This is a genomic window from Fredinandcohnia onubensis, from assembly GCF_002734285.1.
Classification (GTDB): domain Bacteria; phylum Bacillota; class Bacilli; order Bacillales; family Bacillaceae_L; genus Ferdinandcohnia; species Ferdinandcohnia onubensis_A.
In genome coordinates this window covers 1-12,296 of record NZ_NSEA01000003.1, presented here as the reverse complement: position 1 = coordinate 12,296, position 12,296 = coordinate 1, and the positions used below count along the sequence as shown (strand labels likewise).

Below are 12,296 nucleotides of genomic sequence, written 5' to 3'. Positions count from 1 at the left end.
GTCCTCCTTTATGTATAGGTTTGTATGTAATTTTGATCATTGAGAAAAATGATGATCAGAAACAAACTCATTTATTATTTTACCAAAAAAATGTGGTTGTTCCACATGAATTGCATGTCCAACCTCTACTATTTTCTCCACTTTTGCATTTTGAATGCTTAAACTCATCTCTTCAGCAATCCCACAATACTTTTGGTCAAGCTCTCCACAAAGCAATAAAGTTGGTAGGTTAAGCTCATTTAATCTATCCCAGTATGAGGGTTGTGAACCAGTCCCCATCCCCTTAAGACTATTAGCTAAACCGACTGGATTATTTTTAAGACGTTGTTTGCGTATTTCTAGTTGACTTTCTTTCGTTAGTGCCTGTTGGGAAGAGAATAACGGGATCTTCTCCCAAAAATCAATAAAACCTTGGATTCCCTCTTGCTCAATACGATTTGCCAGTTGCTCATCAGATTTTCTACGAGCAGCTCTCTCTTCTTCTGTTCTTAATCCTGGAGAACTACTCTCTAGTACGAGGCTAGTTACTCTAGTTGAATAAAGAATAGAAATGGCCAAAGCTAGTCTTCCTCCCATGGAGTAACCAACTATATGAGTTTTTGGGATAACTAAGGCATCAAGAATATGAATGATATCTTTAGCAACAGTTTCTATATGATATCTTGAAAAGTCATCAGGACTATCTGTCTCTCCATGACCGATTATATCAATGAAAATACATTGATAACTTTTATGAAGTGGCTCGGTTGCTCTGCTCCAAGTTGCTATACTACCTGTAAAACCATGGAGGAACACAATCGGTTCGCCTTCACCCATCACTTGCACATGATAAGTAACCCCGCTTGATGGAATAAACATAGTTATTGTTCCTTTTTAAGCAGGTTTTTTATTTCCTGGGAAACATTATTCCACATTTTCCGATGAATCATGACATTTTCTTGACGGTCCGTTTTTACTTCAACAACATGAAGGCCATTACCATTTAATGAAGCAGATATGGCTTTTCGAAATTCCGGCCAATTCTCAACACTAGTAAACTTCCCGCCATACATTTTTACAGCATGTTCATAATCAAGCCCGATTGGCGTACCAAACAGGGTTTCAAAATGCTTTACTTCCTGTGATTGTGGTAAGAAAGAAAATATACCGCCACCGTCATTATTAATTAACACGATCGTACTATTTAAACGATGATGTTTTGCTGCTAATAATCCATTTAAATCATGGTAGAAAGAAAGATCACCAATCACTAGAACCGTATGCTCATTTTGCGAACTAATGCCCATTGCCGTTGAAACAAGTCCATCAATGCCATTGGCTCCTCGGTTTCCTAGTGCATGAATTGACTTTTCATTATTTGTAAAGAAAGTATCAAGGTCCCGAATTGGCATACTGTTTCCGACAAATAAAGTAGAACCATTTGGCAGGATTTCTTGAAGTTCAGTAAATACCTTCCCCTCAAATAAGGTTTCCTCTTGGTGTACCGCGTTGATATTTTCTTTTACTATCTCATTTATTTTAATCCAAGAGCTTATCCAACCATTATCACTACGTTTCTGAATTCGTTTCGTAATCGCCTGGCAGAATTCTATTTCATCACAGTACACCATATCGGTTGCCGATAAAGTAGGATCTCTCCATCCACCGTCCCCATCTACAACGATTTGTTGTGTGTTTTTTTGTTTTTGAATATATTGTAGTAGCGACTTAGAGACAGGCATTGCTCCGAAACGAATAATAATGTCAGGTTTATAAGCTTCTCGGAACTCTTCGTTTCGTAAAAAAGCATCATACCCATCTAATATGTATGATTTAGGATGTGTACCACTTCTCAGTTGGGATAATGGGTCAGCAAGTATTGGAAATTGAAGAGTTTCTGCTAGATTAGCTACAGCATGTCCAAATTCAGAATGATCATGTGAACCACATACAATAATTCCCTTCAGTTTTTCACTGACTACATCACTTATCAGTTGAGCTTGTTCTTCGTCCATTGTCGGTTTACCAACAACGACATTAACATTTTTTTTAGCCATTTTGCTTGTACCCCATAGATGATCAAGACCGAGGTTTGGTATGAGCGGCTCACGAAAAGGAAAGTTCAGATGGACCGGTCCTGCAGGAGCTGATTGTGCTGTACCCGCTGCTCTTCCTGCCATTGTTCTGACATAAGCCAACATTTGCTCAGAATCTTCAGGTAGCGCCATTTCAACAAACCATTTCGCATGATTACCATATAACTGGTTCTGGTCTATGGCTTGCGGTGCACCAACATCACGCAATTCATGTGGTCGGTCCGCTGTCAGCACAATAAGCGGTACTCTTGAATAATAGGCCTCCACAATAGCCGGAAAATAATTCGCTGCTGCAGTCCCAGATGTACAAAGGATCGCTACAGGCTTTTTGGTGGCTTTAGCTACCCCAAGCGCGTAAAAAGCGGATGATCGTTCATCAATATTAATTGTAACATTCATATCAGGATGTTCAGCCATTAATATTGCCATCGGGGTAGAGCGGGAGCCAGGGCTCACAATGGCCTCTGTGACACCCACTTGGACTAATTCATCAATAAATGATGCTACATATCGAGTTAATGCTTCATTATTCATTGTCTAAGCCTCCTAATGCGGATAGCATCGGTCTAAACTTAATCATTGTTTCTGTATATTCACTTTCTGGTTCTGAATCTCCTACAATTCCACATCCAGCAAATAAGGATGCATTGTTGCTATTTATTAACCCAGAACGAATGGCAACGGCAAATTCTCCATTATCTTTCGTATCTAACCAACCAACTGGGCTTCCGTACCAACCACGGTCGAGAACCTCAAGCTCACGAATAATTTCATATGCTTTTTGTTTAGGTTGTCCTCCAAGGGCTGGAGTTGGATGTAGTCGATCCACAACAGTAAGCAATGACACATTTTCTTTTGCTACCCCTCTTACAGGTGTGTATAGATGTTGGATATCTCGCATTTTTAAGATATCTGGTTGAGTTGGTGAAGAGATGCGTATACAAGATTCTTTCATTGCATTTTTAATCATTTGTACAACAACATCATGTTCGTATAGATTTTTCCGGTCACTAAGTAATTCATTAGCTAATTGTTCATCTTCAGAAGGTGTTTTGCCACGTCGTATCGAACCCGCTAAGCAAGTCGTTAAAAATTCTCCACCTTTTTTCTTAATGAGTCGTTCAGGTGAAGCTCCGATAAAACATGAATCTCCGTACTCAATTGCAAATAAATAACTCATTGGTTGCTCTTCTTTTAGACGTGCTAAAATGGCATCTGTTTCAATTGGCTTATCAAAATGCAGTTTAATTTCTCTTGCTAATACGACCTTTTCAACCTCGCCGGCCTGTACCTTTTTTGTTGCATTTCGAACAGATTCCATCCATTCCTTTGGTTGGACTTCTTCTTTCGTAAAGGAATTGCTTATTGGATCTTTTCGATTTCCCTCAAGCAGTCCTTCTAATTGTTCTATATCAGATTCAACAAAAGTTGTTCCTGTAGGCTCACAAATAATATTTGTGGTTAAATAAGTACTTCCTTTGTAGACAGAAAGCATAATCGTAGGCAAGACAAACTTTGCATCATCAAAATGATTCCAAAGCTCAGTTCTCTTTATTAATGGATCGAATGAAAAGCCTCCCATTAAGATTGGCCCTGTAGAATATGGTGCGAAATCATCCACTATAATCGAATTGTGAACGAGTTTTTTCCACTCTTCTTCTATTGCAACAAAACGTTCTGTAGACTCGCTATCGCTAATTGTATAGGCTTCTCCAAGTCCAACAATTATCGTATCATTTGTTGGATTGGACCAGAAACATCGCGTTTCAAACGTTTCTTTTTTCCCAGTAGAAAAGAACAATAGGGGGTCTATGTTCTCTATCTCTCTAACCTGACTTACAAGTATCGGCTTTGAAAGCTCCTTTGAACGGAACATTCCTTTCTCTATGTAATCCTTCAATCCTTTTTGTTGTATCATGACCAACTTATATCCCCCCGAAGTGTATTCCATAATAAATTTTACTTTAGAAATAGTATATGATTATAGTATATCATTAACGTGTATTTACCCTTAGTATTATAATCCCGATAATTTTTGATTAATGAATCAAATGCTACGATATACCTCATAATGAATAGTTGTCAACAAACTTGATTCTACCATACCTACCCGCACTATGACCACTTACTTCCTTATTATTACGTTTTGAGAGTTAGGTTAGTCTGGGGATTAAATCATGGGAAGAATGATTATGTCTTTTTTGTTACATTAAACCATTGACAGTACTTGTCCAATTCACTAAACTGAACTTTGGATATACATGATATGACGTGAGAGGAGAAGTCTAATGCATACAGAACTTCAGTCAAATCAGAAGCTATCTAAAAAGCCTTCAAATGGGTTTCAAGTATGGTGGAGACTTATGCGTCCACATACACTAACTGCATCCTTTGTTCCAGTTATTCTAGGAACAGTTCTTGCAATTCCAGATACATCTATAAACATGGCATTATTCTTAACAATGTTACTTGCTTGTCTTCTCATTCAAGCAGCAACTAATATGATTAATGAGTATTTCGATTATAAACGTGGTCTTGATACCGCTGAATCAGTCGGTATTGGTGGGACAATTGTTAGAGATGGAGTAAAGCCAAAAGTGATCATAAACTTGGCATTTGCCTTTATGGGAATTGCCACACTTTTAGGTGTTTATATTAGTATGAATAGTAGCTGGTGGTTAGCATTAGTGGGGACTATATGTATGTCTGTTGGTTATTTATATACAGGTGGCCCATTCCCAATTTCATCAACACCTTTTGGAGAGCTTGCAGCTGGTTTCTTTATGGGTATGATTATTATTTTAATATCGTTTTTCATCCAAACGGGTACTGTTACTTCAACAAGTATTTTAATTTCTATTCCAATAATGATCCTTGTTGGTGCCATTAATATGTCAAACAATATTCGTGATTTAGATGGCGACAAAAAGAACGGACGTCGTACCTTACCGATTTTATTAGGAAGAAAAAATGCGATTAAGTTCTTAGCGGTTTTGTTTATTATTTCATATGTCTGGATTATTGCTTTGTCATTTATGGGAATAGCGTCATGGTGGAGCCTACTTGTACTGGTGAGCGTTCCAAAAGCAGTTCAAGCGATAATTGGTTTTATTGGTAAATCAGAGCCAATCCAAATGATGCCAGCAATGAAAGCAACTGCCCAAACAAATACATTTTTTGGTTTCCTATTATCCATCGGAATCTTTATCGGTTACTTCTTTTAAAAACACGATTTTTTACGATCGTGTTTTTTCTCTTGTCTTCTTTCATACAAGCACTTTTTTACATTTATGATTTTCGAGTTTATGTATATAATACATAACAAGATTCGTTACGAAATCATTATGGAAGGAGTGCTTTTAAATGTTATCAAATGAGCAATTATCAACCTTCCGTTCACAGTTGATAAACGCAAAAAAAGAGGTTGAAGAACAATTAACAGATAGCGATCATTTTGATTTAGAACGCGGTCATTTCCATGGGTCGGTGGGGGAACTTTCTTCTTATGATAACCATCCAGGGGATGAAGGAACTGAGCTATTTGAACGTGAAAAGGACATTGCACTTAATGAGCATATTGAAAAAGAGTTAAAAGACATTGACTACGCCTTACAAGCAATTGCTGAAGGTAGATACGGGAAATGTGAAAAATGCGGTAAGGAAATACCTGTTGATCGGTTAGAAGCAATTCCTACAACAACATATTGTGTTGAGCACAGCCCGACCCAAGTCGTATCTCATAATCGACCTATTGAGGAAGGGGTATTAATGCCACCATTTGGAAAGTTTGTTGATGAAGAAGATAATGTGTCCTATGATGCAGAAGATTCATGGCAAGATGTCGCAAAGTATGGAACATCTGAAACTCCTTCAGACCTTGCTGACCCAGTTGATAGTTATAATGAAGTATTCCTCGAATCAGATGAAAATGTGGGCTATGTAGAGGATTACGAAAACTTCGTCGCAACAGACATCGAAGGAAAAGAAATTATCATCTATCCAAACAACCAGCATGAACGATATGAAGAAGTATTAGATGAAGAAGGAATCATGACCATGTTCGGTGACCTTCCTCCATATGAAAAAGAACCTTACACACAAGATGAAGCCCAAGATTAAATTAAAAGCAGTGGAATCTTCCACTGCTTTCTTGTTACTTTATTGGTTGTAAAAGAAGTCTATAACTATTTTTCATAAAGTTCTCTTTTTCAGTATGAGTGATATGATATTTCCCTGTCGTCCAATCAGTAATTTGATCATGATAGAATTGACTTAATACATGACCAGATTGCCCTGGGCCTACCACATTATAGCTTTGATTCATGTTTGATAGGTCAATTACTGAACGCCATGCAGCTCCGTGTGTTATAGCTCCTGATTTCTTATTAAAACTTGCAGCAGCTACCGATACTCCGCTACCGCCCATAGGAACAAATTCATTATGATTAAATAGATAGTTTAACGGTGAAATTGCCGACAACGGATGATTAAAAGGAACCCTATGAAATTCACCCCATTGCCATTTATCTGGATGTTCCCCTTGTTTTTTAACAGCAAAATCAACAGCTCGCTTAAATGACTCTAGACTCACCTGCTCTAAGCCACCAGCTTCACTCAACCATACACCTTCGACTCCATTTGTAGCATTTCTAATCATTTGGTCTACAATTTGGGATTTACCTTCGAACAAGTTATCAATTTCATTTGGAATGGATTCTTCAAACAATACATTCCCGAATTCCTCCATCCATTTATGAAAGACTAGAGGCTCCCCATCTTCTATTCGGTCCACAAAGTCCCATCCTTCAAACTGCTCTAAGACTTCTTTATCGATTGCCCTTAGCTTACCTTTTTGGCTTGTTAATACATCAAGAAGAATCGGTACAAATTCCTCCGCCTGCAAATTATGTTGGTCAAACTGTAGTTGAAGCATATCGTCAACCGAAAACTTATTCTTACTCATTAAGACATCCCGTATACGTTGCTGACGATATGGCTGTGCCCAAGTATTCGTAATATGGTATGGATAATCATCTGTTACAATTTTATTATTTGCCGTAGAAATAAAACCTTCCTCCGGGTTCACAATTGTTGGGAGTTCATCCCATGGAATAAACCCATCCCACTCATATTCATTCGTCCAACCTGGTACAGGTACCGAGCTGTCTCCCTTTTTTCGAATAGGAATTAACCCATTTGCTCGATAAGCAATGGTTCCATCCGTAGCTGCAAATACAAAATTTTGAGCCGGGGTATGAAAATATGTAAGAGCTTCTTTAAATTCATCCCAACTTTTCGCCTTGTTAAACATCAACACCGCTTCTAGCTCAGTCGAAGGGTCGAGAGCTGTCCATCTTAAAGCTAAAGCCGTCTCCTCCCTATGGTCATGGGTGAATTCTGAAATTCGGACCATGCCTTGTTACCTGAACCTGATAAGGAATTGTTTCTCCATCCTTCACCTTTATTGGCTCATCAATGATCGTGGCATCCTCCCACTCCCCCATATACTCGAACTGATTTGGATTTTCTGGATTTCTTTTTTCAATATATAAATCCTGAACATCAGGACCTACATTGGTAACCCCCCAGGCAATATGTTCATTCCGTCCTAATATAATTCCTGGAACACCTGCAAAAATGACACCACTAACGTTTACCTCGTCGTTTTGTAAATGCGTTTCATACCAAATCGATGGAGTCGCCAATGCTAAATGAGGATCATCCGCTAGAATCGGCATACCTGAATCAGATTTCTCTCCACTAACAACCCAGTTATTACTCCCGTTAAACTCATTTGGAAAAGGTGCTTGTGCAATACTTTTTGAAATATCAACAGGATTTTCTTTGATCGCTTGAAGAACGGTAGCCCCATCTTCAGGATATGTAGGGAATAATTCAAGTAGTTTTTCTTCTGATACATGTTGTGCTATGTAATATCGAAAGGCTTGACCTTTATAATGGCCTCCTAAATCATAAGCCATATACTTTCCTATCGTGAGCGAGTCGATAGGACTCCACTCAGTTGGTTCATAACCAGCAAAAGTAAATTCGACGGGTAATGTATTCTCTTCGTTTGCTTCCCTAATAAAAGCATTTACACCATCCGCATAAGATTGTAAGACACCCTTTGCTTCTGTTGAGTATCCATCGTACGATATTTCAGCTGCTCTACGTAAGCCAAGAGCTCTATAATATTTATCCTGCTCAATAAGGGAGCTACCAATGACCTCACTGAGCTCTCCTGAGGCCTGTCTACGGCTTAAATCCATTTGAAATAACCGGTCCTGAGCTGTAACATATCCTTGTGCAAAATACAGATCATGAGTGTTTTTTGCAATAATATGGGGAACCCCATTTTGATCACGAATCACTTCAACCTCATCAGTAATACCAGCAACACTAATTGTCCCTTCAATTTCCGGTAAACTTTTTCTCAAATATAAATAGCCTGCCAAAATACTTGCGACAAGAAGGAGGATGATTATTATTCCTGATACTAAAATAACCCTCCATCTTTTCTTTCTAGGCCAAATACGTCTTTTTACAACGACTTCCGAACTCATAAAATCCCCCTTAGACTAATTATTTCAAGAAAATTCTAAATATATTATAATATCCCATTTTCATTTTGTCATTGAAATCTCCAATAGACTGACATTATTTTCATACTTAGTGCAAAGTTTAAAGGAAGATACAAACCAAATGACGAATTATTTCTTTAATATCATTTTAAAAGTGAAAGGAAGAATTTAATGAACGCTCATGAGATTGAATACAAACTATATGGAGATGACATGCAATTTGTTGAAATCGAGTTAGATCCGAGTGAAAGTGTTATTGCAGAAGCAGGAGCAATGATGATGATGGAAGATGGAATCTCAATGGAAACCATATTCGGTGATGGGTCAGAATCTGGAGGTGGAGGTCTCTTAGGTAAACTCTTTGGTGCAGGTAAAAGAGTCCTGACTGGTGAAAGTCTTTTTATGACAGTATTTACAAATAACCATATAGGGAAAAAACATGTTTCCTTTGCGGCACCGTATCCTGGTAAAATTATTCCAGTTGATTTAAGCATGCTTGGTGGAAAGGTGATTTGCCAAAAAGATTCTTTTCTATGTGCAGCAAAAGGAGTATCAGTCGGAATAGACTTTCAACGCAAATTAGGTACTGGTTTCTTCGGTGGAGAAGGCTTCATCATGCAAAATTAGAAGGAGATGGATTAGCCTTTCTACACGCAGGTGGAACCATCCATAAAAAAGAGCTCCAACCAGGTGAAATCCTTCGCATTGACACAGGCTGCTTAGTTGGGATGACGAAGGAAGTAGATTACAATATCGAATATGTAGGAAAAATAAAAACAGCTTTCTTTGGTGGTGAAGGTCTATTCTACGCAAATGTACGTGGCCCTGGAACGGTTTGGGTACAGTCATTGCCATTTAGCCGTATGGCAGACCGTATTTTCGCGAGTGCACCTAGAAATGGGGGAAGCACAGGTGAAGGAAGTATACTAGGAGGAATCGGAAATTTATTAAACGGTGATAACAGATAGAATAATTATAGACACTAACTGGGAGGATAATAAATGGAGGTGTGGATGATGAAACGTAAAGACGACGTTAATAACAAACCCGATGCTCCACTATTTGATGCCCCAGATGATAAAATTCTAGCATTTGATATGTTCCGCGGAATATCACCCGGGCTCTTTTCAGATGTAGATTTAGACAACCCCGCAAAGAAAATAGAAGATGATATCATTTCTCAAGATTAAGCACCTGGCAACAGGTGTTTTTTTCTTTTTGCTAACCATAAAGAAATAAGAAGCTAGAAATCTACTAAAAATAAAAAAACGCCATGAGAAATTCTCATAACGTTTGATGACCCGTACGGGATTCGAACCCGTGTTACCGCCGTGAAAGGGCGGTGTCTTAACCGCTTGACCAACGGGCCAGAAAAAAATATTTATATGATTCGACATGGCGGAGAAGGAGGGATTTGAACCCTCGCGCCGCTTACGCGACCTACACCCTTAGCAGGGGCGCCTCTTCAGCCACTTGAGTACTTCCCCAAAAAATGGCTCCGCAGGTAGGACTCGAACCTACGACCGATCGGTTAACAGCCGATAGCTCTACCACTGAGCTACTGCGGAATAATTATATGGTGGGCCTAAATGGACTCGAACCATCGACCTCACGCTTATCAGGCGTGCGCTCTAACCAGCTGAGCTATAGGCCCATTGTATAAATTGGAGCGGGTGATGAGAATCGAACTCACGACATCAGCTTGGAAGGCTGAGGTTTTACCATTAAACTACACCCGCACATTAAATTTTAATTATATAAGATAAAGCAATACGTCTTTCTGGCCTTACATGCCTCTTCCTCTTCTAGCTTATCTAGGATGTAAATGCGTCGAGGCAACTCGTAGCATAATCTAGGAAGCTTTGCTCGTGGCTGAGGTTTTACCATTAAACTACACCCGCATTTATATTTTTTATATGGGGCGGCTGATGGGAATCGAACCCACGAATGTCGGAACCACAATCCGATGCGTTAACCACTTCGCCACAACCGCCATTAAAGTTTAGAAAATAAATAAGGTGGCTCAGGACGGAATCGAACCGCCGACACAAGGATTTTCAGTCCTTTGCTCTACCGACTGAGCTACTGAGCCACAATATATGGCGGTCCCGACCGGGATCGAACCGGCGATCTCCTGCGTGACAGGCAGGCATGTTAACCGCTACACCACGGGACCATTAAAAACTATTAAGATTTATAATGCGCAAATTATTGAGCATTAACTGTCCCTTCCTCTAATAGCTTATTCGAGGAGTATTGTCCGTCGGGACAACTCGTAGATGATTCGACGATGTATTGCTCGTCGCTACACCACGGGACCATTTTTTTAACAACAAAAATTATTTTACTATAACTTTTTTTGTTTGTCAACAATCTTTTTTGGTTGCGGGGGCAGGATTTGAACCTACGACCTTCGGGTTATGAGCCCGACGAGCTACCAGACTGCTCCACCCCGCGATAATAAAATATTAAATTCAAGCCATACCATTTTAAATAATATGGCGGAGGAAGAGGGATTCGAACCCCCGCGGGCTTTAACACCCCTGTCGGTTTTCAAGACCGATCCCTTCAGCCGGACTTGGGTATTCCTCCACATATAAGAAGTTGTAAATGGTGGACCTTGTAGGACTCGAACCTACGACCGGACGGTTATGAGCCGTCTGCTCTAACCAGCTGAGCTAAAGGTCCTAGATTTTTCAAATGGTAGCGGCGGAGGGGATCGAACCCCCGACCTCACGGGTATGAACCGTACGCTCTAGCCAGCTGAGCTACACCGCCATAATTAATAGTAACTATTCAAAAATTTATTGGTGGAGCCTAGCGGGATCGAACCGCTGACCTCCTGCGTGCAAAGCAGGCGCTCTCCCAGCTGAGCTAAGGCCCCAATTTTTTTAATGGTCGGGAAGACAGGATTCGAACCTGCGACCCCTTGGTCCCAAACCAAGTGCTCTACCAAGCTGAGCTACTTCCCGTAAAATGGCGCGCCCGATAGGAGTCGAACCCATAACCTTCTGATCCGTAGTCAGACGCTCTATCCAATTGAGCTACGGGCGCATTTTATGAATTTATTAGATGGTGCCGAGGACCGGAATCGAACCGGTACGGTAGTCACCTACCGCAGGATTTTAAGTCCTGTGCGTCTGCCAGTTCCGCCACCCCGGCATTTCTAAAATTACCTCTGGAGCGGAAGACGGGATTCGAACCCGCGACCCCCACCTTGGCAAGGTGGTGTTCTACCACTGAACTACTTCCGCATAATGCGGGTGAAGGGACTCGAACCCCCACGTCAAAGACACTAGATCCTAAGTCTAGCGCGTCTGCCAATTCCGCCACACCCGCATATTTAATTTAAATGGTGAGCCATGAAGGACTCGAACCTTCGACCCTCTGATTAAAAGTCAGATGCTCTACCAACTGAGCTAATGGCTCGCAAGTGGTGCCGGCGATAGGAGTCGAACCCACGACCTACTGATTACAAGTCAGTTGCTCTACCAACTGAGCTACACCGGCAAATATAAATTTTAAAATGGTGGAGGATGACGGGATCGAACCGCCGACCCCCTGCTTGTAAGGCAGGTGCTCTCCCAGCTGAGCTAATCCTCCGTCTCATCCAACCTAGCGACGTCCTACTCTCACAGGG

6 protein-coding genes, 21 tRNA genes and 2 pseudogenes are annotated in these 12,296 nt (G+C 40.3%); 4 read left to right on the top strand and 25 right to left on the bottom strand.

Going from position 1 to position 12,296, the window contains the following annotated elements; genetic code table 11:
* Positions 1-36: 36 nt before the first annotated feature.
* The 3 genes from menH to CKJ95_RS02835 are packed head-to-tail and all read right to left on the bottom strand — an operon-like array spanning position 37 to position 3,993.
* Positions 37-858 (bottom strand): 2-succinyl-6-hydroxy-2,4-cyclohexadiene-1-carboxylate synthase, encoded by an 822-nt coding sequence (gene menH / locus CKJ95_RS02845; protein ID WP_099351891.1) that lies wholly within the window; start codon positions 856-858, stop codon positions 37-39.
* A 2-nt stretch (positions 859-860) separates the two neighbouring features.
* Positions 861-2,609 (bottom strand): 2-succinyl-5-enolpyruvyl-6-hydroxy-3-cyclohexene-1-carboxylic-acid synthase, encoded by a 1,749-nt coding sequence (gene menD, locus CKJ95_RS02840; RefSeq protein ID WP_099351890.1) that lies wholly within the window; start codon positions 2,607-2,609, stop codon positions 861-863.
* Positions 2,602-3,993: an isochorismate synthase gene (locus CKJ95_RS02835; RefSeq protein WP_257215707.1), complete on the bottom strand. Its 1,392-nt coding sequence runs from the start codon at positions 3,991-3,993 to the stop codon at positions 2,602-2,604. Before CKJ95_RS02835 ends, menD begins: the two co-directional genes overlap by 8 nt.
* Before the next feature lie 370 nt (positions 3,994-4,363).
* On the opposite strand from CKJ95_RS02835, the gene CKJ95_RS02830 reads away from it, so the two are divergent.
* The gene (locus CKJ95_RS02830; RefSeq protein ID WP_099351888.1) at positions 4,364-5,299 is read left to right on the top strand and encodes a 1,4-dihydroxy-2-naphthoate polyprenyltransferase; all 936 of its coding nucleotides are present in this window, start codon (positions 4,364-4,366) and stop codon (positions 5,297-5,299) included.
* A 139-nt stretch (positions 5,300-5,438) separates the two neighbouring features.
* Positions 5,439-6,194: a TraR/DksA C4-type zinc finger protein gene (locus tag CKJ95_RS02825; protein ID WP_099351887.1), complete on the top strand. Its 756-nt coding sequence runs from the start codon at positions 5,439-5,441 to the stop codon at positions 6,192-6,194.
* Between the two features lie 34 nt (positions 6,195-6,228).
* Here CKJ95_RS02825 and CKJ95_RS02820 read toward each other — a convergent pair.
* Positions 6,229-8,638: pseudogene (locus CKJ95_RS02820) on the bottom strand (penicillin acylase family protein).
* Between the two features lie 189 nt (positions 8,639-8,827).
* Here CKJ95_RS02820 and CKJ95_RS02815 point away from each other — a divergent pair.
* Positions 8,828-9,624 (top strand): annotated as a pseudogene (locus tag CKJ95_RS02815) (TIGR00266 family protein).
* Positions 9,625-9,672: 48 nt separating this feature from the next.
* Positions 9,673-9,846, top strand: coding sequence for a hypothetical protein (locus CKJ95_RS02810; RefSeq protein ID WP_257215706.1), 174 nt, complete (start codon positions 9,673-9,675; stop codon positions 9,844-9,846).
* 107 nt (positions 9,847-9,953) lie between these two features.
* Here the strand turns inward: CKJ95_RS02810 and CKJ95_RS02805 are convergent.
* From CKJ95_RS02805 to CKJ95_RS02705, 21 genes are all read right to left on the bottom strand, one after another.
* Positions 9,954-10,025: transfer RNA gene (locus CKJ95_RS02805), tRNA-Glu, on the bottom strand.
* 27 nt (positions 10,026-10,052) lie between these two features.
* Positions 10,053-10,143, bottom strand: a tRNA-Ser gene (locus tag CKJ95_RS02800).
* Between the two features lie 6 nt (positions 10,144-10,149).
* A tRNA-Asn gene (locus CKJ95_RS02795) sits at positions 10,150-10,224 on the bottom strand.
* Between the two features lie 9 nt (positions 10,225-10,233).
* Positions 10,234-10,310 (bottom strand) — tRNA-Ile (locus CKJ95_RS02790).
* A gap of 11 nt (positions 10,311-10,321) precedes the next feature.
* A tRNA-Gly gene (locus CKJ95_RS02785) sits at positions 10,322-10,395 on the bottom strand.
* A 178-nt stretch (positions 10,396-10,573) separates the two neighbouring features.
* Positions 10,574-10,649 (bottom strand) — tRNA-His (locus CKJ95_RS02780).
* A gap of 26 nt (positions 10,650-10,675) precedes the next feature.
* Positions 10,676-10,748: transfer RNA gene (locus tag CKJ95_RS02775), tRNA-Phe, on the bottom strand.
* 8 nt (positions 10,749-10,756) lie between these two features.
* Positions 10,757-10,832, bottom strand: a tRNA-Asp gene (locus CKJ95_RS02770).
* A gap of 204 nt (positions 10,833-11,036) precedes the next feature.
* A tRNA-Met gene (locus CKJ95_RS02765) sits at positions 11,037-11,113 on the bottom strand.
* 42 nt (positions 11,114-11,155) lie between these two features.
* Positions 11,156-11,248 (bottom strand) — tRNA-Ser (locus CKJ95_RS02760).
* Positions 11,249-11,267: 19 nt separating this feature from the next.
* Positions 11,268-11,344 (bottom strand) — tRNA-Ile (locus tag CKJ95_RS02755).
* A gap of 13 nt (positions 11,345-11,357) precedes the next feature.
* Positions 11,358-11,434, bottom strand: a tRNA-Met gene (locus CKJ95_RS02750).
* A 30-nt stretch (positions 11,435-11,464) separates the two neighbouring features.
* A tRNA-Ala gene (locus CKJ95_RS02745) sits at positions 11,465-11,540 on the bottom strand.
* Positions 11,541-11,551: 11 nt separating this feature from the next.
* A tRNA-Pro gene (locus CKJ95_RS02740) sits at positions 11,552-11,628 on the bottom strand.
* Positions 11,629-11,633: 5 nt separating this feature from the next.
* Positions 11,634-11,710: transfer RNA gene (locus CKJ95_RS02735), tRNA-Arg, on the bottom strand.
* A 19-nt stretch (positions 11,711-11,729) separates the two neighbouring features.
* Positions 11,730-11,818, bottom strand: a tRNA-Leu gene (locus CKJ95_RS02730).
* Between the two features lie 17 nt (positions 11,819-11,835).
* Positions 11,836-11,910, bottom strand: a tRNA-Gly gene (locus CKJ95_RS02725).
* A gap of 4 nt (positions 11,911-11,914) precedes the next feature.
* Positions 11,915-11,995 (bottom strand) — tRNA-Leu (locus CKJ95_RS02720).
* 14 nt (positions 11,996-12,009) lie between these two features.
* Positions 12,010-12,085: transfer RNA gene (locus CKJ95_RS02715), tRNA-Lys, on the bottom strand.
* A 5-nt stretch (positions 12,086-12,090) separates the two neighbouring features.
* Positions 12,091-12,166 (bottom strand) — tRNA-Thr (locus tag CKJ95_RS02710).
* 17 nt (positions 12,167-12,183) lie between these two features.
* Positions 12,184-12,259, bottom strand: a tRNA-Val gene (locus CKJ95_RS02705).
* Between the last annotated feature and the right edge of the window lie 37 nt (positions 12,260-12,296).

Bases quoted from the DNA above. Each gene is read 5' to 3' on its own strand.
- CKJ95_RS02810 (WP_257215706.1), top strand. From the start codon at position 9,673: ATGAAACGTAAAGACGACGTTAATAACAAACCCGATGCTCCACTATTT.
- CKJ95_RS02825 (WP_099351887.1), top strand. From the start codon at position 5,439: ATGTTATCAAATGAGCAATTATCAACCTTCCGTTCACAGTTGATAAAC.
- menH (WP_099351891.1), bottom strand. From the start codon at position 858: ATGTTTATTCCATCAAGCGGGGTTACTTATCATGTGCAAGTGATGGGT.
- CKJ95_RS02830 (WP_099351888.1), top strand. From the start codon at position 4,364: ATGCATACAGAACTTCAGTCAAATCAGAAGCTATCTAAAAAGCCTTCA.
- menD (WP_099351890.1), bottom strand. From the start codon at position 2,609: ATGAATAATGAAGCATTAACTCGATATGTAGCATCATTTATTGATGAA.
- CKJ95_RS02835 (WP_257215707.1), bottom strand. From the start codon at position 3,993: ATGATACAACAAAAAGGATTGAAGGATTACATAGAGAAAGGAATGTTC.